This window comes from Flintibacter muris (assembly GCF_943192995.1).
Taxonomy (GTDB): domain Bacteria; phylum Bacillota; class Clostridia; order Oscillospirales; family Oscillospiraceae; genus Lawsonibacter; species Lawsonibacter muris.
The window spans coordinates 1-21,983 of record NZ_CALPCP010000033.1; the positions used below are offsets into that span (position 1 = coordinate 1).

Consider the following 21,983-nt stretch of genomic DNA (forward strand, 5'->3'; position numbering starts at 1 on the left):
CTTCCTACATTTTATCCCTCATTAACTTTGTGGCCTGTCTGGTAATGAAGACAGACAGGCCTCTTTTCGACAGGCTGGAATATCCTAAAGGATATATGTTTCTTTCTTTTTACCAGTCACTATTTTTGGATATTCATTGCAGGAATGCCCTTGCTTTACATGATAGATTATTCCGTTGGCCTACGCCGTTGGCAGAAGTATCACAAACGGTGAGGCCGGTGTTGCCCATGCGTACCTCGGTCACGCTGTCCGGGCGGCGGACGCAAAGTTATACCATTGCAAAGGAGAAAAGAATGATATTAGGAAATCCGTACAAGTTTGCTGTCCTGATTGACCCAGTAGAAGGTTGGAATGAGGTATTAAACATCTAAAATTGCCTTTAGGATTTTTGTCAAGAGGAACTTTTCAAGGGATGGGAAAAATCAGGCAGGAAAAGCCCCGCGGACAGTTAAAAGCCGTTTTCGGGGGTGGGTAGTATAAAAACCCTTACCCCGCCCCGCGCCGGGGCTTGGAGCGGCCCAGGAAGCCCGTATTCATGCGGGTTTGGGGGCTGTGCCGCAAGCCTAAATGTCCACACCTGGGCGCTTCCGTTTGCTGGCGGCGATTATCGAATTTTTCTTGAATGCGGGCCGGGGCTGTGGTATAATCATTCCAACACATCGGGACAATCCCCGCCGCCCTGCGTTCGTCCCATATCCTGCGCCCGCCGGTTCCGCATTTGCCCTTATCCTGTTCTTCGGGAGAGGTCGGGGGCGCGGGGGCAGAGCCACCGCATAACCTACCAACCAATAGCCGCCGCAGTAGTGCAGACGGTTTTGCCGTTAAAATGGAGCGGACGAAAGCGGGGGGCAGGATTGTCAAATCCTGTTCCCCGTTTTCGGCGGCGAAATTGCAACGGCAAAAATCCAGACAGTCAAGGGGGCAGAGTGGAGTCCTGCAAACAAAAGTCAAGCCCTAAAATAGAAAAATTTTAGGGGAGCGAAAAAGGGTACAATAAACCAAGCCTGCAAAAGTGAATTTTTTGCAGACCGAATAAACCGTAGATTTCAGTGTCAGTTAATTCTCGGAAAGCTCCTTAGTATCAGCGGCAATAAGACACTCTTTGACCCTGGCGTAGTAGATGCGCAGGAACTTGTTCTGAGCAGCGGTCATATAGACGAAATACGGTTTGCCCTCGGCCCGCTTCTTGTCCAGGAATTGGTACACTGGCTCGTCAACAGGGGCCTTGCGGAGATAGGTGCGGACGACCTGATACAACGTCTTGCGCAGGTGTGGAGAACCTCGCTTTGTTGTGGGATTGCTCTTGGAGATGTGCTTTCCGGAGTCATCCACCGCCGGATCAACGCCGGCGAAGCTCACGATGGAACTGCGCCGAGGGAACCGGCGCACATCGCCAATCTCCGCCATCAACTGAACGGCAGTAGTTTCACCCACACCGTACATGGCCCGGACTGTCTCATACTCCGGGAGCTGCTGGGCCAACCGGGTCATCTCAGCGCGCAGGACAGCCAGCGTGGCTTTGGCGGAGGCCAGCTCCTTTGCCGCAGTGGTGATGAGCAGCTTGGTGTTGCTGTTCCTGGGCAGGGTCGTGATATGACCCATGCTGTCCATATACAATTCCGCCGCTTTCTGTGCGCTGAACTGGTAGCCTTTCCGCTTGCACCACTTGCGGTAGCGCTCGGTGAAGGCCGCTTCGCTGACCAGACAAATACACTCGCAATGCCAGAATGCTATGACGAAATCAATCCACTTCTGGCTGCCATCGGTGCGTTCCGGACTGGTAAACAGCTCGTTTACACCCGGAAAGACTTTGTCAGTGAGGGAAATAAGATTGTTCTGCAGCACCACCACATTCTTCATGTAGAGATTGTACTGGCGGGAGCACAGCTTCAGTTGTTCTCTAATCGCTTCCATAGGGGTATATTCCCGCAGGTTCACCCAGTTGTCAAGAGCGTACTTGGCAATCTTCATCGCATCAGCCTTGTCGGTCTTGACCTTGCGGATGGAACCGCCTCCGCTCTGCTTGATGAACAGCGGATTCAGCACTGTCACACGAATACCGTACTCATGCAGCGCCGCCGCCACTGGCTCATGATACCGGCCTGTGGCCTCCATGAGCGCCCTGGTATCTTCCCCAAGCGCGAGGATGTCCAGCGCCATCCGCTCCAGGCCAACCTCGGTGTGCGGATACTCCTTTGGCGGCAGAGCAACTTCACCCATTGGCCGCAGGGCCGCCATCATGCTCTTCCCTTTCGATACGTCAATTCCTACTGCGTTCATGATCTCCTCCTGTGTGATTGATATGGCGTCCGCCCCTGTTTCTCGCCGCTTGTTCAATCTCCTGGTTGACGCGAGCGCACCGAATGATGGCTCTACCTGCGCAAATCGAATGCTGCGAATGAGGGAGACGGCTGACTGACTCCACTACGGGCGTGTTGGCCCAGGATTTTTTGTGTCAGGCCATTTACTCCCTCATTCTACAGCTTCAGCTTTGAGACGACAAAAGACACGGCTGGCTGCCGTGCCTTTTACCGTAACTTTATTGTAGGAGATTTTTTCGCGCTCTGTGCGAAAAAATACTACCCGGCCTTGACAGTCTGGATAGGCGGAACGGACATAGAACGGGGATTGTTTGCGGTGGAGAAATATGCTATACTTGAACAAATAGATTTTGAATTTAAGGGGGTTCATTATGGATGCCGAAAAATATTGGAGTACCGCCGATTTAAACAAATTTGTCTATCGGCAAACAAAGGCGCTATGTGAAGCAAACGGCTTTGTATTGAGCCCCCGGAGAGCCAAAACCTTGGTACGCATCAAGGGGCATTTGATACAAATAGTACGCCCGGAAATTTCATATTCACACACAGAAATTCGTTTTGGCGTATCTCCCACGACTTCTTTTATAGATGTTATTTTTGCAGATAATGTGGTCTTTCCCCGCAAGACAAATGATGGCAGTGTAAAATTCTTTAATAACTATTATATGGTCGGCATTGATATGAATAATATTAAATGGGTCTATGACAGTGAGCAGATGAAAGCAGTTTGGGATGAGGTAGTCGGCCCGCAGATTAAAACAGAGGTAATCGCTGTTCTTGACACAATCAACTTTGAACAATATTTTTCGTTATGTGAGCAACGGAGGTACTGCACCCTGAGATGTGGGATAAATCCAGGAACCGACAACGCTGTATGGCATATGGCACGAGGGCATAACAGAATATGGGAGGGGAACATCACTGATAGCGTCCCTCTGTTGGAACGAGCATTGCAAGGGAATAAGAAACACATTGATTGCTACAAGGACCCCCGTATTCAAGAGGAATATTCTTCTATACAAGAACTGCTTACAATCATTAAAAATAGGGATGCTGACATAGAGGCCCGAATTTTAGATTATATGCAGGATTTGGAACAAGCTGCGCTAAACAAAACATGGGGGGTCATACTGTCTCCAGAGGGCAAAACTATACGGTTGAAGAAAAAAGAACTTCTTTAAATATTCCAGCCGCCAACGGAACGGCATATAACAACACTGGATAGGCGGCGGGGTTAATCTATCCCGCCGCCCTGCTTGTTACCGCTCCATATCCTGCGTCCTGCGCTGTGCGTGTTCCCTCTGTTCCTGCCGCAAGATACTGTAAACGCTCTTTCGTATCTGCTCGGCTTCTTTTACTTCCGCTTTCAGCGCAATATACCGCTGATTGAGCGTTTCCCTCTCGGCGGTCAGCTTAGCATACTCCGATTTCCATGTCTTTGTCGGAATGGCGGTCTTACCGTTCATCACGCCCTTGAGGTAGTCCCGCGCCGCCGTAAACAGGATTTGCTCGGCTTCGGTCAGCTTCTTTTTTCCCTTGTACTTGAAATAAATGTCCGATTGCTCGATGTGCTTTTTCAGCGTGGCAAGCCGCCGCTCAACGGGCTTCAGCTTTCCTTGAATGTCCAGTTGCTCCCCTATCATGGACTTGAATTTTTCATCAAGCCCCGCTATATCCATGATATTGTTGGCTTGCAGGAAACTCAGCATTTTCGCCGCGTCCTTGAGGTTATACAGCGATTGGGAATATCCCGACTTCCCCGCCTGTGCCTTGCGTGACAAAATGCTCTGGATATAGTCGGCAAGGGTGGGCGGCTCGGTGTTCGCCTGTTCCTCTTTCAGCCACTTTTGCAGCTTGGCGATACGGGCCTTCAGTTGCCGGAGTTTCTGATTTGTCACTTCGATTTCCCTGTTCAGATCGCCGCGCTCGGTGCGGATGCCGCGCTTCTCCATAGCGGAAGCGGCAACGCCTAAATGGACGGTGGGGATTTGGTCGATGCCCTGCCGCTCATAGCTGCGGTGGTCGATGCGCTGGTTGTGTCCGTACTGCTCCAACGCCCGGTTGCAAAGCTGCGCCCACGCTGCCCGCCATTCCTCGGCCTTGGTCTGCTCGTTCCAGTCGGTGGCGGGGATGGCCTTGCATATCCCTGCATATCAAACACATCCCGGAACTTCCAGACGATCTCGATCTCGGTGGTAGAGGACACCAGCACTTCCTTGATGAATGTCTGCGCCAGTTCCGCCGTCAGTTCCGTTGCCCCGGCAAAGGAGGTGAACACATCATCCTCCTGCACCTTACCCTGAACGGCCAGATGCTCCAGTTCAGATAAAAGCTGTTCCTGTGCCTCCTGTTCGGCTTTTGCGGCGGCGAGTCTGCTGTCTATCTCTGCCCGCTGTTTCAGGTAGGCATCCTTTGTCAGCGCCCCGCCGCTGAAATCCTCGTAGACCCGGAACTTCTCCTGCCTGTGCCGTTCCTGCTGCTGTTCCAGCTTTTGAAGCTCCGCGACACAGGCGGCGATGCGTTCCTTGCGGGTCAGCATCAGGGAGGACTTCTGCTTTTTCCGCTCCTGACACATCGCCAGCATCTGGCAGTCCGCCCTGTTTGCCAGGGCGGACTGTTTGCAATCATATCGTATCAATGTCCCTCTATGTTGTTCACAAAAGGAGCGCTGGTGTTCATGTACAAGAGCCAGCAGTCCTCCGCTCCCCCAGGGACTGCCATCTCCTCCAGAAAAGGGTATATGCCAGGGTACTTCTCCCGGGCAGCTTTGACCTCTTCCATGCTCTTGACCCAGAACGACCACTCGTCTAAGCCGTCATATTTCTGGCAAACTTTTATAATCTCTTCCCATCCTGACTCTGTCCGCAAGATGACCGCAGACAGCATATCCACATGGTTCCCTGTTCCGGCGGTGTTGCCTGTCTCGGTATAGCGGTCCACAATCTCCACCTGGGACAGCCCCGCTCTCAGGGTCCGGACGATATCTCTGGTCTGTTGGGCGCTGGCGGCGTGGTTTACGGCCAGCCCAACCACTTCGTACAGAACTACCAGTGCCATTAGCAAAACAGGCAGCCGGACGATCCACTTCAAAACACGGTGTAGCTTCATCCCAATCCCTCCCCTCTGTTTTTCAGTATAACACATTACTATTTTTGGATATTTATTGCAGGAATGCCCTTACTTTACATGATAGATTATTCCATCGGTCTACGCCGTTGGCAGAAGCATTAGAAACGGTGAGACCGGTGTTGCCCATGCGTACCTCGGTCACGCAGGCTGGGTGGAAGTTTGCTTGCTGTGGGTGTTGGTCAAAGATGTGCCTCAACGATATGGATACAAATACCAAGAATGTTTTGAACAGCATCTATAATTTTATCGTCAACAATTTGTTCTGGGTTATAAATACATATTAGACAACAGGCAAACCCACAAGGGAAGTCATAGTTAAGGTCATTAAGCGAAATCTGTTTTTTGCAACAGGGTGTTTCTGCTTCCAAGGATGTGAACGAATTATCGGCAACCTCATCCATAACATTTCCCCACCAATCAAAGTCAAGTTTTGCACCACATTGAGGGCAAGAAATTGTTTCGAGATTTGTGCCACAATCAACAAACACCGGGGCTTCATTGAACTCAACTTCAATAAAGTCACAATGTATCCTTGTTTCGAGAAAAGTTTTTACAGATTGAAGTGTTGGCTCGGAAACTTTGCAAAAGGGGTCTTTGGGAATTATCTTAACAATATGTTCTGACATAAGATTGCACCTAATTATTGTTTTTAAAGAATATATAACAGTCTTTATATGCTTCTATGGGGGTATTTTATCATTAGGTGCAAAAAATGTCCACTACTTCATTTCTATAAGTTTTCCTTCGGCGCTCAATAGAGGTGCAGTAACGCCCAACGAGGCCGGGGCAGAGTAGTACGCAATCCCCCGGCCTCGCTCCGCAAGCCTGTTACCCCTGCGCCGCGCTCCCGTCTGCGCCGCGCTCCCGTCTGCGCCATCCTCCTGCGCTGTATGGGCGACAAGCAAACTGTTCAAATCATTTCAGAAAAAGCGCCGCCCATGTCTATGACACAGGCGGCGCTTTTGGACTTATCTCCTATAAACGGCTCCACCAAACAGGCAGGGCCAGCGGGACTTTGCTTCCTTTATTGAATGAGGTAGCTGATAGAGAAGCCGGCACTGGTTTTCCCGATGTTTTTCACATAAAGAACATACTTGCCCTTTTCTCAGGAAACTTCACTCACGGAGATCCACTGGTACTCCATACCGTTGCCCTCAACCAATTTGACTTGGTACTCTGCGCCGTCTCCCAGCATCGTGTCTGCTTCGACCTCTCCCGCCAGAACGCTTTCTATGATAGGGAGATATTTCCACTTCACACTATTGCTCCCTTTTGAAAGCAGAGATTCCTTGAGGGCGGCATTGTCCTCATCCTCCCAAAACGCCCGCTCCTCTTCCGCTGTCTCAAAGAGCAGGATTTCTCCGGCCTCGACCTTTTTCAAAATCTCAGCCCATTCCTCCGGGGTGAATTTGCGTTCGTCCCCACGGTTCACTGACGCCAAGCCGCCCAATGTGCTGTCGGTATCCTGCGGCCCAGCCTCTTCGCTGCTGCCCTCAGAAACCGGGGGCTGGCCGGACGGCAGGGCGGAATCGCTCTCCTTCGCCACGGCCCCCGTTGTAAATCCGGTCGCCATGCCAAGGGTCAGGGCGAGGGCAAGCACGACGGCCAGAAGTGATGTTTTCTTGTATTTCATAATTGCAATAATCCTTTCTTCTGCGGCGTTCTTACTAAAGTAGCTGTGCATGAAGGAGAAGGGACGGCCCCGCTCCGCCATGTCGATCAGCGAATGGGCGTAGGACGCCCGCTCTGTCCCACCGAAATGCCGCAGAACCATTTCATCGCAGGACAGCTCCAGGTCACGGTTGAGAAGAACCAGCATCACCCAAACCAGGGGGTTGAACCAGTGGACGCACACCGCGCACAGGGCCAGCAGCTTCCACAGCGTATCGAAGCGGCGGATATGGACGTATTCATGGACAAGGATATAGCGAACCAGCTGCTCATTGTCCAAATCCATCCCTTGCGGGAAGATGATGCGCGGCCGCAGGATGCCGATGGAGGCCGGGGAGCTTACCTTGTCAGAGCGGACGATTGCCAGAGGCCGGAGCAGCCGGTACTCCTCCCGCCATTTCGTGATAACGGCGTGGTCTTCCACGGGAACGGCGGCCCTGAGTGCCCGGTAATTCTTTGCCAGCAGGATGGCGAATACCACAACAAGCACCACTGTGCCAACCATCCACAGGGCAGTCAGCAGAGGAATGGACAGTGTGGCTCCCGCCGGCCCGCCGGCGGCTTCAGGCGATGCCGGAACCTGGGCCTGATCGCCCCAGACCGTCACATAGCTGCCGGTGGGAACCGTCGTGTCCTCGTGGCTCCACAGTCCGGAAAACAGGTTGTAAACGCTCCACCTCGACGTGAGGGAAAAGGGGATCAGCAGCCTTGCGACGACAACTCCCCACAATGCCAGAAAGCTGGTTTTAGGAAGCCGGTACAGCGTGATGGCGCGGACGATCACGATGGCCGCAATCAGCACCCCTGCCTGCACGCTCATTTGAACAATATTCATAGGCCCCCTCATTTCAGCTTTTCCACGATCCGCCGCAGGCCGTCAATCTCGTCGCTGGACAACTTCTTCCCACTGATATAGGCCGACAGGAACAGCTCCGCAGAGCCGTCAAAGAGCTTGTCGATCAGCTCCGTGGCCTCCTCCCGCTGGACGGATTTCCTGGATATGGCTGCTTGGCAGATAAACGGGTCACGTCGTTTCACCGCTCCTTTCTCAACCAGCTTCTTGGCAACCGTATATGTGGTGTTGCGCGCCCAGCCAATGCGGGCGTTCATTTTTTTTGCCAGTTCAACTGCGGACAGCTCACCTTCTTCCCATAATACATCCATAACCTTCAATTCAGCGTCTGTTAATTTTGTCGACATAGTAATAACTCCTTCTTGACTATGGCCATAGTCAAGAAGGAGTCTATCACAATCGTCAGGACTTGTCAATGACTATATTTATAGTCAAGATAAAAGTACAGATATGCGTTTCTGCCGAGTCGTGGGTTCATCCGGAAACAGTAGAATGAAGCGCAGAGAAAAATCACCGCTCCGTGATGTTCAGCCGACGCAGGGAGGCTTTCAACGCAAGAACGGTGTCGGTGATCAGCTTGACTTCCTCATCGCTGCAATCCGCTACCAGCTCCCCCAGCCAGCTGTCCCGCACAGGCCGGGCCTGCTCCACGTCCATGCACAGCAGCTCGTCCATAGAACAGCCCAGTGCGTTGACAATATCCACCGTGACCTGAAGACTGGGGATGCTGTTGCCGGTCTCAATGTGGCTGATATGCGTGACCCCTACCCCAGCGGCCTCCGCCAGCTTTTCCTGCGTCAGTTTCTTCTCCAGGCGTACCGCACGAATGCGCAGCCCAACCGTTTTGTAGTCAATCATACTGCAAGTATCCCCCGATATTTTAGATACTTGTATTGTAAGTGCAACTTGGCTATGTTATAATAACCCGTAAGTGCAACAGACTTTATAAGCATAGTTGCGGAGAAAAATCTGACAAGGATATGGAGAAAAATGAGTACCTGCTTTTTCATTGGCCACCGGGACGCTCCGGACAGCATCCTCCCCTCCCTGTCCGCCGCGATAGAGGCACGCATCGTGGAGGACGGCGTGGATCAGTTTGTGGTTGGCAATTATGGTAGGTTTGACTTGCTGGCGGCACAGGCCGTCCGGAAGGCGAAGAAGCAGCACCCGGATATCCTGTTGTTCTATCTGCGGCCCTACCATCCAGCGGAGCGGTCCTTTACTCCCGCCGGTTTCGACGGCTCCTTTTATCCGCCAGGGATGGAGACAGTCCCGCGGAAGCTGGCAATCGTCCGGGCCAACCGATACATGGTGGACAACAGTCAGTTCCTCATCGCCTACGCCCGGTACACGGTCAGCAATGCGTGGGAGCTGGTGGAGTACGCCATGAAAAGAGAGAAAAAGGGGCTGATTCATGTAAAAAATCTGGCGAGGGTGTCTGAGTATAGTGTCCTTGTATAGATACTTTTTCTCGATTTTTGTATTCCATTTCTCGTTGCAACCAGCAAAGTTGCGCGATAGTTGGTAGAAAAAGCAGAGTGAGTTTGCTATAGTATAATCGCTGATAGGCCTATCGCAAATTTGTAATCAGAAGGAGTGTCACTATGAAATTCTTACCAGCGAAGATTGCTATATGTGTTCTCATTCTTTGCATCATTGTTGCAGGATGGGGCGTTATCATCCCTTACGGAATCATTGTGGGAGTTCTCTATATTTCCTATTTGCTGATAAAAGCCCTAAGAACTTATAACAAATCAAGTGAGGTGCGCGAAGAAAAGAGAGTATCCAAGAAAGCATTGGGAGAAGTAATCAAAAATCATCGAACCAATAACAAAATGACACAGGAGTTTGTGGCGGAATATTTAGGGGTCAGCCGACAGGCGGTGTCAAAATGGGAAGGCGGTATTTCTGATCCCAGCACATCAAACCTGATAGCTTTGGCGAAGCTGTTTGATACCACTCCAGAAGACCTATTAAAAGAAGCAAGAGAGTCGTAGGTTTGGCGGATTGGTTTGGTTATACCATCTGTAGAAAATTTTTTGAAAACTGATGTAAGGTTTGCCTGCCTTTTGCTGTCTTATAGGGTGAAGGGACCTTCAAAAGGCAGAGAGGTGGGATCGCATGGAAGATCGCCAGATTATAGAGCTGTACTGGCAGAAGAACGCGGACGCTATATCCGAAACATCCAGCAAATACGGGGCCTACTGCTTCACCATAGCGGATCACATTCTGAACAATGCGGAGGACTCCGAGGAGTGCGTCAACGACACCTGGCTCCACGCCTGGAACGCGATGCCGCCCCAGAGGCCCAATGTGTTGCGGATGTTCCTGGCAAAGATCACCCGCAATCTGTCCGTCAACCGCTTCAACGCCCGCAGCGCGGAGAAGCGCGGCGGCGGGGAGATCATCCTTGTGCTGGATGAACTGGCGGACTGTCTGGCCGGCGGGACGGACGCGGAGGCGGCATACGAGGTCAAGGAGCTGGAGGAGTGTATCCGGCGCTTCGTCCGGGGCCTGCTGGAGCGGGACGGGAATGTGTTCGTGCGCCGGTACTTCTTCACGGAGCCGGTGGCCTCTATCGCCGGGCGGTATGGCCTGACAGAAAACAATATCTCAGTGATCCTGAGCCGGACACGGAAGAAACTCAGAGTAAAACTTGCGAAAGAGGGGTATTCATGAGAAGCATAGACATATACACCGCTGTTCGTGCAGTGGATGACGATATTCTGGAGCGTAGCGAGGATACCATTTGTGGACGCAAGGCGGGACCATATAGCCGTCATAAATGGATGATCGTTGCGGCAGCAGTAGCGGTACTGATGCTGGTGGGCTATACTGCCATGCCAATAATTTTTGAGATGTTGAACGGCAGCTCTGTAGAGTGGGACGACAACCACTTGTTTGTGTCGGGAGTTGCCAACGACATGGCCGAGGTAAGAGACGGGCGAGTTTACTTCACCCTTGATAATTCAGATATTACGGAATACTGCTCTGAAACGACCTATTTTCGTTATGATTTTGTTGATGAGCAACATATTGCCCATGTTATCTTGGTTGGAGGCGAGATAGATAGTATTGGATGGACGGAAATTCTCTTTTTCGAGGGAGGCAAGCGGCTCAGTCATTCTGCGCTCCAGACCCAGGACGGTAACGAGCCTGCATGGTATGTTACAGGCAATGCCGAAGTAAATAGGGAGTACTCCGCAACCTCAAAGCCATTGCCCTGCAAGGGTTAGGGGGCAAAAATGGGAGTTCAAAGTGCAAGGTTTTTTGCAGAAAGTATATCAAAACCCTTGCACTTGACAAATTGTCCCCTCTATATGCGGGCAGGAATGGACCATGCTTTCCCCATATTTCCTTGTTTCGATAAGGTTATAAAGCCTGTTTTGGGCTCTTTTCCACGCTTTTGCCCTCAACTTTCTTTTGAACAGGGTTGCGGAGTACCCCCTAAATAGGGACTACGGGTACGTTGATCCACACAGGAACACAGAACAGGGTGAAGAGTATTCCGCAGATATAGAAAAGGTAATTCCAGACGAACCCAGCGAACCGGATGCGCCATAGGTGCGCATACCCCCCCCTTAACCCCGCAAATCTTAACTTTTCGCCCCATTTGCCGATAATAGATAAGAGGTTATATACCTGAACCATGCCCAGATTCCGGGAACGGGAGGGACTGCCGATGCTGGTCTATTATCTGCAAATGCTCGACACGCCGGAGGAAAAGATTCGGTTTGAGCAGATTTATCTGAAATACCGGGGCCTCATGTACCATGTGGCGGAGGACATCCTGCACAACCGCCAGGACGCGGAGGACGCGGTGCATAACGCTTTTTTGCGAATCATCAAAAAATTTTCCAGGTTTCAGAACACTCCGGCAAAGGATCTGGCCCCGCAGGTTGCGGTCATCGCCAGAAATGAGGCCATTTCGCTCCAGAGGAAGCAGAGGGGAGAAGCCCCGCTGGAGGATTGGGACGGCCTTGCCGAGCCGTCGGAGTCTATCAGCGACTACCACGCGCTGGTGGACAGCTTCACCCGTCTGCCTCGGACCTACCGGGCCGTCATGGAGATGAAACTGCTGTCCGGGTACTCCGATGGAGAGATCGCCGCCAAGCTGGGCCTGAGTAAAACGGCGGTCAGTACCCGGATCAGCCGGGGACGCCAGCTTCTGCGGGATATTGTGGAGCGGGAGGGCTTCTTGTTGGAGGCGTAGAATATCCTCCGCGCCAAAAGGCCGCAAAATTTTTCAGATACTTTGGATTTTTCTGTGAGAATCCGCCTCCTCATTGCGTTAAGCATAGTGAGAGGCGGATTTTCGCTTTTGAGATTTTACCGAATTATTTCAAACTGTGAGGTGCGATATGAAAAGAAAACATCTTGGGATATTCTTATGTGTTATTGCTATCGTTGGGGTTCTATTCACAGTGGTATTACAGAAAAAAGACTCAAAGTCGGAAATTTTTAGTTATGTCCGAGAAAATCAAGCGCATTTATCACAATTCGTTAGTGACACTATGGAAGTAGGCAAAATAGTTTCAACATATAGGAATTGGTCGGTGGACTACTATAAAGATGTTGGAGCGGTGGAGTTTTTGACAAATAGTTTTGGTATAGGACCCGCAACCACATACGAAGGATTTTATTATTCTGAAAATGATATACCAATCGGTTTTCAAGGGGTAAAGTTAAATTTTATTCAGAATGAGGATGGATGGACATGGCAGGAAGCAGACGGAGATAACTATGAGCAAACTGAGAGGATTATAGCACATTGGTTCTGGTTCAAAATAAGTTTTTGACGTTTCAAAAGGTGCATACCTATGAAAATAATCAGACCCAGTGCGATAACATTATCGTAAAAAATTTTTCTCAAAAATTTTTGAAAATCCTGTGAGAATCCGGCCTCTCGCTGCGTTAATCATAGTAGAGGGGGATTTTGTGGCTGCCGGGCAGTCACGCCCCAGAGCGACACAACGAGAGAGGAGGGATTCCCATGACAGATCAGGTATTGGACGACCTGGCCCGCCGGGTGATACTGGACGCGGCTCGGCTGGAGTACGGTGATCTTCTGGAGGAACTACCGGAGCATGACTTTTCCCCGGAGTTTGAGCGAAAAATGAAGCAGCTGATTCGGCGGGCGGACCATCCTGCCCGGCACAGATTGCTGCGGACCGGGCAGCTTGTCGCGGCGCTGGTAGCGCTCCTGCTGCTGCTCACAGTGGCAACCGCCGCCGCTGGCTATGATATGTGGCGGATGCTGGCCGAGTGGACGGCGGAGAAGATCACCCTCGCGCCGGGGCAGATTGAATACATAGACCCGGACGACCTCCATATTCCGGAGGAACCGGGAGAGTACACCGATCTCCAGGAGGCGCTTACGGCTTACGGCTTAAACCGTTCTGTAGTTCCCAAATGGCTACCAGAAGGGTTTGTGCTGGAAGAACTCATCGTGGATAATGAAAGCAATCCAAATCTAATCGTTTTTGCTTCGCTGTATTGTAGAGGACAAGATACGATTAGCAGTCAAATAAGTATCCACTTGGAATATGATAAACGCACTCACGACAATTTCGGTGATATTTGTAAGGATGAAGGGGACCCAGTCCCTTATGAAGCAGGAGGCATTACCCATTTACTGACTACTAACGCAGGTCGGTCCGTGGCACTTTGGGCCAATGGCCCGGCTGAGTGTTTTATCAATGGAGCTGTTACCACGGAGGAGCTGAAGCAGATGATAGATTCTATTTATGAGTAATGGGTAACATCAGTGAAACGCAATCATCAAATCATCAGGAGGTTACTTTTATGACAATCACACAGATGGTACAGAACCGCCAGCAGCAGCGCATCGGGGATTTGGCCCAGAAGCAGCAGGGCAAGCCCCATGTCAACCCCTACGGCACCCCCGGCATGAGCCTGAACGACGCCGGCGACTTCCGCAAGATGGTCACCGTGGACGAGGGCGTGGTGCAGCAGGTCAAGCAGATCGCCTTTGACCACATGAAGAACGGCTACGGGGTCAGCGACGGCGAGGACATCAGCAAGGTCATTCGGGACTATACCATGACCCTGGCGCCGGAGCAGCGGCTCAGCGCCTCCTGGACGCTGAATGAAATCTTCCACAGCGAGGCCACCCGGCTGGGTGAGTACGTCCACCAGCAGGACCCCAACTGGGACTGGGGCAAGCCCTTTGATACCAGCATCCTGGACGGCTACCGGCAGGGCGTGGATATGCAGGCATAGTGTCTGAAACCTGTTATACACATGATTCCTTGATTTTTATTAGAACGATCCACCAAGCACAGCCTACAGGTCTACTACAAAAAACCGGTCATTCATTTCAAACTCATAGAAAGGAGGCTTGTATAATGTCTATGCCAACCATTCTTCCTACAGGTCAGCTCCATCCAGACTTGTTCGCGGTGGTAGAGGATACTCTTCACTTGTCCCTGATGTCGGTAGGGTCTGGCAATGCCTTCCATAGCTGGCACGTGGAGACGGAGAACGGCATCACCTCCATCTACGCCCGAGACGTGCTGGTATCGCCCCTGTATTCCAGCGGAGACACTGAGCTGGAAATCCCCCTGAAGGGAGTGCAGGAGGTATGGCTGGGCGGAAGGTCCGGGCAACTGGTGTGGCAGGACGGGGTGCAATCTCCCCACTGGCTCTGGAGCTGATGGATGCCCGCGCCCCTCAATGCGACGACCTCGCCGCCCTGTCCCGCATTGCGGAAATCCTGCACCTCCCTGACCGTCTGGGCAGTTATACCATCAGTTCGCAAACCAGCAGGCACCCCTATGAATGTACACTGGAGTTTGCGGAACGGCCCACAGGCGAACAGCTCGGTCTTGTGACCTGCTATAATCTGCTTACCCTGGCGCTGGTGGCCAATCTGGAGGACTCCCTGTTCAAGCGTCCCGCTTACGGGGATTCCCCAGACCTGAGTATGACCGTCAACACCGGGATGATGCTGGACAGCGTGAACGAGACTGTCCTGCCCGCTCTGGTGGAGGAGTACAACGCCGCCAACGGCGCTGACTGGAAACCCAAAGCCAGTATCAAGGACTACACCCGTTCCCCAGCAGATCTTCAGCGGCTGTTGATGATCCTGGATTCCTTCTATGACACCGGCCTGACTACGAGAGGAAGTTGACCATGAAAAGACGAATTACGCTGTTACTGGCGGCGGTTATGCTGCTTCTGCCCTCCTGCGGAACCCAGACCGGCCCCGATCTGACCCCTCTGGACCAGGCGGCGGCTGAGGCGTCCAGCTTCGTGCCGGGAACCTACGAGAACCTGACCTTCCGCCAGGACAAAATTTCCGTATATGTGCCGGAGGATTTGGCCCACTGCACACTTCGGGAGGTGGGCTGCTTCGACCTGGAATACGGAGACAAGCTGATGCGCTGGTGGATTCCAAACGAAATCTGGGATGAGCAATCTGTATCCCGCTGGGACGACACCTATGCCTACGCCTTTTCCTCCATTTTCGACCAGACGGGAGAGGATGGAGACGGCTGGTATGCGGCGGTCTGGTGTACCGGGACCGTCATGTACGCCAAGGACAAGGGATGGGCGCATTATTTCCAAGACCCCGGACTGCTGGATCACAGCTATAACATAAACGTGGATGATGTGGGCGAGAACGGTCCGTTGGTAGAACAGGCGGAGCGGTTCGCGGCGGACTGGCTGTCCCAGACAAATCTCCAGACCACTCTGCGGCCCAAGTATCTGTATGTCTGCGCCGGTGAGGATGGGGAGAAGTTTGCCAAGGTAACCTATCAGACCTGCTGGAACGGAGTCCCCATCTCTGATGTGGCAAGGCAATACCCAGATTCCTCCACCTTTACCCTCCCCGGCCCCAGTGAGGAAAACGACTGGACCGGAGATGTGGAACTGTGTTCCATCACCGCCTGTATGACCCCCAACGGCGAACTGGACTTCTTCGGCGGCGGCCACGGCATGGTAGAGCTGTATGAGCCGGGAGCGGTCTGCAAGGAGATCGTCTCCCTGTCCGCCGCCTGTGACATCCTCAGCCAGACCGTCAGCGGCTACGGCTCCCAGGAGATTCGGGATGTGGCCCTGGAATACCGCCTCAACATTACCGGCACCGACCAGCCGGAGGAGACTTACCGCTTTTTTGACAAGGAGACCGGGGACCGTCTGCCCGACCGGGGCGGGGTGCAGCGTTACCGCACCAGCTACGATCTCTACGACGCCACTCCCTACTGGGCTTTTTACGCCAAGGACAGGCGGGACCGCGAATTGATTTTCTATGTGAACTGCCTGACCGGGGACATTCAAATTCTGGACAACCAGCCCAGGTGACTGCCATGAAATTTTTCCGTCTATTGAAAACCGATCTGTACCGGGCGGTGGCCCATGCGGATTTTGGGGCGGCGGCGCTGCTCTTCGGGGCGCTGTGCTTCACTGCGGAGGGCTGTGTGGACGCTGGCCGCAGCATCACGATTCTGGAGCTGGCCCTGTCTTACCCAGCGGAGCAAATCAGCAGCCGGTTCCTGCTCTCCGGTTACCACCTGTTCCTGGCCGGGATCGGTCCCTATAATCTGATGTTCGCCCCTATCCTTGCCGCCCTTCCGTCCATCCCCGGTTTCTGCCTGGAGCGGCGGAACGGATACCTGCGCCTCCTGCTTCCCCGGTGCGGCGTGACCCGGCGGTGTCTCAGCCTCTGGCTGTCCGCCCTGCTCTCCGGCGGGCTGGTGGTCATGGTGGGGTATGGGCTGTATGGCCTGTGCTCCTGGATTCTGTTCCCTGGCCTGACGGCGGAGACGGCCCAGTGGATTGTCGGCCCAGTCTGGAGCGGCGTCCTGGCTCAGCTTGCGGGAGCGTTTTTCTTTGGCATGGTGGCGGCGCTCCTTCCGGTGCTGCTGGCTGGGGTGAGTAAAAACGCCTATTTTATCCTCTGCGTCTCTTTTGCGCTGTTCTATACTTATTGCAATCTTCTGGACACGCTCTCCAACCGCCTGTTTGACTGCGGGGAGATGGAGAAATCCTTTCAGGTGATGATGTTCTATCCCACCTCGGTATTCCAGTGCTTCTCCGGCCACCAGCCCTGGCGGTTGGCACTTTGGATTGGCGGGGCTGTGGCTGTGCTGGGTCTGCTGCGGCTGTGCATGTCCCGACGCTTGGACAAGGGGGTGTGACCATGAGCGCAAGGAAAATAGCCCTGCACGCCAGAATGGAATATTCCCTCTGGCTGACCAATCCCCGGATGTCCATTCTGCTGGTGCTGCTGACGCTGATTCACTCCATGGCCGTCCAGCCGCTGGCTCAGGCGGGCAGGCAGATCGGGGCTCGGTTCCACCTGCTGGAGCCGCTGGCCGCCCTTTGTAATTCCACTCTGATTCTGCTCATGCTTCCTATCGGGTTCCTGATTCTGATGGCCGGTTTTCCTCGAATGGACCGGGGCTTCCTGCTCCAGCTCTACCGGGTGGGCCGGCTGAACTGGGTGCTGGGGGAGCTGCTGTACCTGTGTATGGCGGCAGCAACCTACCTGGGGGCGGTGCTGCTGGGGACGGCGCTGTGTTCCCTGCCCTACGCCCCGATTACCGGCCCGGGTTGGAGCGCCGTTGCCACCGATTATGCCGGCCTTCTGGGGGAGGCTGCTCTGAAAAGCGTCACCACGCTCCTGCCCAAAAATCTCTATCAGCAGATGGGGCCGGGAGCGGCGGTGGCCGGGAGTTTTCTCCTGCTGTTTCTCTGTCTGCTCCTGATGGGAGCGGTCCTGCTGGCGACAAGCCTGCTGCGTGTGAAGCCTCTGGGCATCGCTGCGGACGCCGCTCTCCTGCTGGTGGGGGCTGGCTTCGTCATTCTGGACAGCCCTTGGATGTGGGGCTTTCCCTGCGCCCATGCCCTGACCTGGCTGCACTACCACCCCTACTTCCGCGCTCTGGTCTGCCCTCTGTGGGTGAGTTGGCTCTATTTTCTGCTGGGAGCCGCCCTGATGACCGTTCTGGCCTGCGTAACCGCAAAGCGGCGCAGCTTTGATTCTATGTTGGAGTTTGATTGATATGGCGATAATCTCAGTAGAAAACGTCAGCCTGACCATTGGGACGGCCCAAATCCTGCGGGATATTTCCGTTTCGTTTGAGGAGGGGCAGATCCATGGTATCATTGGACGAAACGGCAGCGGGAAAACCATGCTGATGAAGTGTATCTGCGGTTTTATCCGGCCTACTGCCGGGCGGATTATTGTGGATGGAAACCAGGTGGGGCGGGATGTGGATTTCCCTCCGGACCTGGGGCTGTTGATTGAGACGCCGGGCTTCGTGCCCTATTACAGCGGATTGAAAAATCTGGAGCTTCTGGCTGCTATCAACCGCCGGGCCTCTAAAGAGCGGCTGAACGACTGTATGGGACAGCTCGGGCTGGCGGATGCGAAAAACAAGAGGGTATCCAAATACTCCATGGGGATGCGCCAGCGGCTGGGAATTGCCCAAGCCATTATGGAGGACCCCAGACTGCTGATTTTGGACGAACCGCTGAACGGCTTGGACGAACAGGGGGTTGAAGACATCCGGGCACTGCTGCTGGAGCTGAGAAGCCAAGGCAGGACGATCCTGCTGTCCTCCCACAACAGGGAGGATATTGACCTGCTCTGCGACAGTGTGTGCAAAATGGCAGGCGGGGTGTTGACAAGGTTATAGGTGATTAGATGTTCTGTTCAGTGAAAGGAATATAAATGTTGAGTAGCCGATCCATAGAGTGGGACGACAGCCACTTGTTTGTGCTGGGATTTGCCAACGACATGGTTGAGGTAAGAGACGGGCAAGTTTACTTTGCGCCGGAGCAGCGGCTCAGCGCGTCGTGGACGCTGAATGAAATCTTCCACAGCTAGGCCACCCGGCTGGGCGAGTACGTCCACCAGCAGGACCCCAGCTGGGACTGGGGCAAACCCTTTGACACCAGCATCCTGGACGGCTACCGGCAGGGCGTGGATATGCAGGCATAGTGCCCTGTTACTGCAAAACCGAGGGATTGAAAGGAGTTTGAATACTGTCATGATTTCCAATATTATTTGTTCCCAGTACAACATCCAGAACCAGACGCGGCCCGCAGCCAGCGGCGGTCAGCCTTTGCTGACGCAGCCCAGCCTGTCCGCTCCCACGCCGGACACGGACCGGTTTTCCTTAGCGCACTTTGCCGGGCCGAAGCTGGGGGACTCCTATACAAAGTCCGATGTCCTGAACCAGCTCTGGAAAGAGGCCCACACCATCGACCTGAACGACCCCAATGCCACAGGTGGCTTGTGTTTCGATCCCACGGAAGAGGATTTGGCGCGGCTGGCACAGCAGGCGGAAGCCCGCGGCCTGGATGGACAGATGGATTTCTCCAAAATTTCCTCTGACTTCTCCAAGACCTTTTCCGCCGTCCACGCGGGAAATCTGGGGGACGCCATCGACTACCTCGCCTCCCGTGCCGTGGCGCTGGAGGGGCAGCTCCAGCGAAATTTCACCGGCGAGGCCGTGGAGCAGAAGCGTCGGGAGCTGGCGGAAGTGGTTCAGCAGGGGAAAACCGAGCTGGCCGACAGTTACGCAAGCCGTCTGCAAACCGCCCTGGGCCTGTCGGACGCCGACACCCAGGAGGTGCGCTCCGCCTTGGAGACGCTGATTTCCCAACGAGTGCAGGACTTCCAGTCGGTGCAGTCCCAAATGCCGGATACGCTGACCGGGACCCAGGATGAATGGCTCTTGAATCAGGATCAGTACATGGCCTCCCAGCTGAGAGACGCGACCGGTCCCATCTCGGACAACGCCTCCGGCGGCAAGCTCACGTTAGGCGACCTGCGGGCGGCGGGGGAAATCGCCGGCGCTTACCAGGAGATGTATCAGCGCGTAAGCCAGGGCTCCGGAGGCGACGAGGCATTTCTGGCTTTGGATTTGAGCATGATTGACATGAAGACGGAGACGCTGATTCAAAAGGGCGTGGTCAGTGAGACGATGGCGGGAATGCTGCAAGGGTCTCTGGAGCAGCGCCATCAGGCGGTGATGGATCTGGCGGACCAGCGCCTTGCCGACCGCCGGGAATACGCCCTCCCCGGCCAGGGACCGAATCCCGATCTGGACCGCGGGCTGTTCCAGTCCATCTATGATTCCGTGCTTGGCAGCTTCCGTCAAAATGGCGGTGACGCTTTGGCGGCCATCCGGGACGGCGTGGCCTTCGGCAAGACGGCCACCGCACAGGCCGGGAGGAATCACACCAAGGTGTCCCGCTGGGGCGTCTCCAAGGCGGATTACTGGGAGCGGTTTTATACGTCCTGCGAGGTCTCCGATTGGCACGGCGGTAAACGGACCCAGAAGTCCGAATATGAGAAATACGCGGACAGCTGGCAGCACTTCGTTACCACGCTCTCTGGCCTGGACGGGCGCTTCTTAGTTCCGTCCGGGGAAAATATTCCTTCTTATAACCAGCACGGCTTCTTAAATGTGATGGGATAAGGATTCCGAGGGAGTAGAAACGCGGCTGGACGCTGCGATTACGGGAGCGTCCAGCCTGCGGGCGGTCCGGCGTCCGAAAGACAGAGAAAAATAACGTATCACACAGAAGAGCCTCCGCCTATCTGACACAGACCGGGAAACTGTAAATGCTGTCATCCAGACAGTCATCCCTCACGATATATCCCCTAATGCTCCGGTGGAATAAGTCGGCCTATTTTATACCTTACTGGAGGCATCCTCATGTACTTTCCAAGCGATATGAACTTTCAATATTTCTTTTTCAGCACATACCCAGGCTTCTTTTTGCAGGCACTCCCTATTGCGCTGATTGCCGGGATAATCTATGCAGCCCGCCAGATCCGGCGGGGGCGGCGGCGTTCCACTGGAAGGATTATCTTGTCTTCGCTTTTCGTCTGCTATATCACCGGGCTCCTATGCCTGACGCTTCTTAACAGCATCATTGGGGACATTTACTATTTTCTCTTTTACCATGCACCCAGCGGAAGGAGTCACCACTGGTTCACATTTGAGTATGATTTTATCCCCGATTTCTTCCACAACTTCGGTGCGGAGAACTTGGGCAATATTGTAATGTTCCTCCCTTTTGGCATCCTCTACCCACTGTTCAAACAGGGCAGCACATGGAAACAGACGTTAATTGCTGGATTTGTGACTACACTGGGGATCGAGCTGCTGCAACCTGTATTTGGCCGTAGCTTTGATATAAACGATATTATCTTGAATTGTGTTGGGGTTACTGCGTCTACCGCTGTATTCTACATTTTGAAAATGATTTTTACCACAGCAAAGAACCAACCACATGAGGTAGAATAGAAATATGAGCAAATCTTTGAGAGTAACACTGAGCGGCATTATACTTATTTTAGCCAGCTTGTTCATTATGGGAATCTGCGTTATAGATGTTCAAACGAGCGGCCCGGAGGGTTTGGCGCTGGGCCTCTTTGTCTTGGGGATCATCATCAGCATTGCAGGTATTTTCTTTGTGAAAGAGTAGCCAGTCAAGCAGAACGCAAACCGGAACGATCTACTACCATTCCAATACATGGTAAGGAGTGACGATTTGCATCTAATGTTTGGGTTTAGCGTTGGAAGATAGGTGTGAGATGATGAATTTTACTGTCTACGCAGGAATTGGAATTTTACTTGTTTTAACGATAATCGGGGTACTTATTTTGTTAAGACGCAATTCCTTCAAATCTGAAAATAGTAAGCGAATATGTATTGTGGCAGGGACTCTACAAGCGGTCCATATAATATTGTATTTGACTGGATTATTGGAGAAAATCGCTCAAATCAATGTTTATATTGCATTCGGAATTTGTGCTGTTGTTTCCATCATATGTATTTTGATGTCTGGCTGGATGTTGCTGCCTTTTTCAAAGTTTAAGCATGGAATAAAGTATCTGCTTATGTTTATTGCTATACTTCAAGTGATTAGTACGATTATTATATTTTTGTTGCCCGAAGCGGGTATTCCATCGTTAATCCAAGTTTCAGTAAATACATAAAAATCTACTTTTAGGAGGAACC

At 53.0% G+C, this 21,983-nt stretch carries 28 protein-coding genes; 21 read left to right on the forward strand and 7 right to left on the reverse strand.

The features are described from left to right. The coding region (locus NFS22_RS17895; RefSeq protein WP_251319065.1) for an immunity 42 family protein at positions 1 to 371 on the forward strand (371 nt) is incomplete at its 5' end. 685 nt (positions 372 to 1,056) lie between these two features. Here NFS22_RS17895 and NFS22_RS17900 read toward each other — a convergent pair. Next, positions 1,057 to 2,280, reverse strand: coding sequence for an IS110 family RNA-guided transposase (locus tag NFS22_RS17900; protein ID WP_251319066.1), 1,224 nt, complete (start codon positions 2,278 to 2,280; stop codon positions 1,057 to 1,059). A gap of 412 nt (positions 2,281 to 2,692) precedes the next feature. On the opposite strand from NFS22_RS17900, the gene NFS22_RS17905 reads away from it, so the two are divergent. Further along, positions 2,693 to 3,502 (forward strand): hypothetical protein, encoded by an 810-nt coding sequence (locus tag NFS22_RS17905; RefSeq protein ID WP_251319067.1) that lies wholly within the window; start codon positions 2,693 to 2,695, stop codon positions 3,500 to 3,502. A 78-nt stretch (positions 3,503 to 3,580) separates the two neighbouring features. Here NFS22_RS17905 and NFS22_RS17910 read toward each other — a convergent pair whose 3' ends face one another. The 6 genes from NFS22_RS17910 to NFS22_RS17935 all read right to left on the reverse strand — a co-directional run bounded on the left by NFS22_RS17910 (position 3,581) and on the right by NFS22_RS17935 (position 8,832). Next, positions 3,581 to 4,465 carry a MobA/MobL family protein gene (locus NFS22_RS17910; RefSeq protein ID WP_338148011.1) on the reverse strand — a complete coding sequence of 295 codons (885 nt, stop codon included), beginning with the start codon at positions 4,463 to 4,465 and terminating at the stop codon, positions 3,581 to 3,583. 490 nt (positions 4,466 to 4,955) lie between these two features. Then, positions 4,956 to 5,429 (reverse strand): hypothetical protein, encoded by a 474-nt coding sequence (locus NFS22_RS17915; RefSeq protein WP_251319068.1) that lies wholly within the window; start codon positions 5,427 to 5,429, stop codon positions 4,956 to 4,958. Positions 5,430 to 5,629: 200 nt separating this feature from the next. Continuing rightward, complete coding sequence (locus NFS22_RS17920) at positions 5,630 to 6,076, reverse strand: hypothetical protein (protein WP_251319069.1); 447 nt, start codon at positions 6,074 to 6,076, stop codon at positions 5,630 to 5,632. 479 nt (positions 6,077 to 6,555) lie between these two features. Further along, positions 6,556 to 7,956 carry a M56 family metallopeptidase gene (locus tag NFS22_RS17925; RefSeq protein ID WP_251319071.1) on the reverse strand — a complete coding sequence of 467 codons (1,401 nt, stop codon included), beginning with the start codon at positions 7,954 to 7,956 and terminating at the stop codon, positions 6,556 to 6,558. Positions 7,957 to 7,964: 8 nt separating this feature from the next. Further along, positions 7,965 to 8,321, reverse strand: a complete 357-nt coding sequence (locus NFS22_RS17930) for a BlaI/MecI/CopY family transcriptional regulator (RefSeq protein ID WP_251319073.1) — start codon at positions 8,319 to 8,321, stop codon at positions 7,965 to 7,967. A gap of 163 nt (positions 8,322 to 8,484) precedes the next feature. Continuing rightward, positions 8,485 to 8,832: a helix-turn-helix domain-containing protein gene (locus tag NFS22_RS17935; RefSeq protein ID WP_016323186.1), complete on the reverse strand. Its 348-nt coding sequence runs from the start codon at positions 8,830 to 8,832 to the stop codon at positions 8,485 to 8,487. 132 nt (positions 8,833 to 8,964) lie between these two features. Between NFS22_RS17935 and NFS22_RS17940 the strand changes: the two genes are divergently transcribed. The 19 genes from NFS22_RS17940 (at position 8,965) to NFS22_RS18030 (ending at position 21,961) form a co-directional block, all read left to right on the forward strand. Further along, the gene (locus NFS22_RS17940) at positions 8,965 to 9,435 is read left to right on the forward strand and encodes a hypothetical protein (RefSeq protein ID WP_251319074.1); all 471 of its coding nucleotides are present in this window, start codon (positions 8,965 to 8,967) and stop codon (positions 9,433 to 9,435) included. Between the two features lie 143 nt (positions 9,436 to 9,578). Continuing rightward, positions 9,579 to 9,971 carry a helix-turn-helix domain-containing protein gene (locus NFS22_RS17945; protein ID WP_016323184.1) on the forward strand — a complete coding sequence of 131 codons (393 nt, stop codon included), beginning with the start codon at positions 9,579 to 9,581 and terminating at the stop codon, positions 9,969 to 9,971. Positions 9,972 to 10,095: 124 nt separating this feature from the next. After that, positions 10,096 to 10,653 (forward strand): RNA polymerase sigma factor, encoded by a 558-nt coding sequence (locus NFS22_RS17950; RefSeq protein ID WP_251319075.1) that lies wholly within the window; start codon positions 10,096 to 10,098, stop codon positions 10,651 to 10,653. After that, entirely contained in the window at positions 10,650 to 11,210 is a 561-nt protein-coding gene (locus NFS22_RS17955) for a hypothetical protein (protein WP_251319076.1), read from the forward strand. Before NFS22_RS17950 ends, NFS22_RS17955 begins: the two co-directional genes overlap by 4 nt. Before the next feature lie 446 nt (positions 11,211 to 11,656). Further along, positions 11,657 to 12,187, forward strand: a complete 531-nt coding sequence (locus NFS22_RS17960) for an RNA polymerase sigma factor (RefSeq protein ID WP_251319077.1) — start codon at positions 11,657 to 11,659, stop codon at positions 12,185 to 12,187. 148 nt (positions 12,188 to 12,335) lie between these two features. Further along, positions 12,336 to 12,773 carry a hypothetical protein gene (locus NFS22_RS17965; protein ID WP_251319078.1) on the forward strand — a complete coding sequence of 146 codons (438 nt, stop codon included), beginning with the start codon at positions 12,336 to 12,338 and terminating at the stop codon, positions 12,771 to 12,773. Positions 12,774 to 12,967: 194 nt separating this feature from the next. After that, entirely contained in the window at positions 12,968 to 13,729 is a 762-nt protein-coding gene (locus tag NFS22_RS17970; RefSeq protein WP_251319080.1) for a hypothetical protein, read from the forward strand. Between the two features lie 50 nt (positions 13,730 to 13,779). Beyond that, positions 13,780 to 14,217 (forward strand): DUF3879 family protein, encoded by a 438-nt coding sequence (locus tag NFS22_RS17975; RefSeq protein WP_251319081.1) that lies wholly within the window; start codon positions 13,780 to 13,782, stop codon positions 14,215 to 14,217. Between the two features lie 125 nt (positions 14,218 to 14,342). Beyond that, a complete protein-coding gene (locus NFS22_RS17980; RefSeq protein ID WP_251319082.1) occupies positions 14,343 to 14,651 on the forward strand; it encodes a hypothetical protein in 309 nt (102 codons plus the stop codon). After that, a complete protein-coding gene (locus tag NFS22_RS17985; RefSeq protein WP_251319084.1) occupies positions 14,579 to 15,127 on the forward strand; it encodes a DUF4825 domain-containing protein in 549 nt (182 codons plus the stop codon). The genes NFS22_RS17980 and NFS22_RS17985 overlap by 73 nt, the downstream gene beginning before the upstream one ends. Before the next feature lie 2 nt (positions 15,128 to 15,129). Continuing rightward, a complete protein-coding gene (locus tag NFS22_RS17990; RefSeq protein WP_251319085.1) occupies positions 15,130 to 16,302 on the forward strand; it encodes a hypothetical protein in 1,173 nt (390 codons plus the stop codon). Between the two features lie 5 nt (positions 16,303 to 16,307). Further along, positions 16,308 to 17,138, forward strand: coding sequence for a hypothetical protein (locus NFS22_RS17995; RefSeq protein ID WP_251319087.1), 831 nt, complete (start codon positions 16,308 to 16,310; stop codon positions 17,136 to 17,138). A gap of 2 nt (positions 17,139 to 17,140) precedes the next feature. After that, on the forward strand, positions 17,141 to 18,004 hold the full coding sequence (locus NFS22_RS18000) for a hypothetical protein (RefSeq protein ID WP_251319089.1): 864 nt from the start codon (positions 17,141 to 17,143) through the stop codon (positions 18,002 to 18,004). Between the two features lies 1 nt (position 18,005). After that, a complete protein-coding gene (locus tag NFS22_RS18005) occupies positions 18,006 to 18,641 on the forward strand; it encodes an ABC transporter ATP-binding protein (RefSeq protein ID WP_251319090.1) in 636 nt (211 codons plus the stop codon). Positions 18,642 to 18,676: 35 nt separating this feature from the next. Beyond that, positions 18,677 to 18,832: a hypothetical protein gene (locus tag NFS22_RS18010; RefSeq protein WP_251319091.1), complete on the forward strand. Its 156-nt coding sequence runs from the start codon at positions 18,677 to 18,679 to the stop codon at positions 18,830 to 18,832. A 163-nt stretch (positions 18,833 to 18,995) separates the two neighbouring features. Further along, on the forward strand, positions 18,996 to 20,432 hold the full coding sequence (locus NFS22_RS18015; protein ID WP_251319092.1) for a hypothetical protein: 1,437 nt from the start codon (positions 18,996 to 18,998) through the stop codon (positions 20,430 to 20,432). 240 nt (positions 20,433 to 20,672) lie between these two features. Further along, complete coding sequence (locus NFS22_RS18020) at positions 20,673 to 21,266, forward strand: VanZ family protein (protein WP_251319093.1); 594 nt, start codon at positions 20,673 to 20,675, stop codon at positions 21,264 to 21,266. Between the two features lie 4 nt (positions 21,267 to 21,270). Beyond that, positions 21,271 to 21,447, forward strand: coding sequence for a hypothetical protein (locus NFS22_RS18025; protein ID WP_023348403.1), 177 nt, complete (start codon positions 21,271 to 21,273; stop codon positions 21,445 to 21,447). Positions 21,448 to 21,556: 109 nt separating this feature from the next. Further along, the gene (locus NFS22_RS18030) at positions 21,557 to 21,961 is read left to right on the forward strand and encodes a hypothetical protein (protein WP_251319094.1); all 405 of its coding nucleotides are present in this window, start codon (positions 21,557 to 21,559) and stop codon (positions 21,959 to 21,961) included. The last annotated feature ends 22 nt before the right edge of the window (positions 21,962 to 21,983 follow it).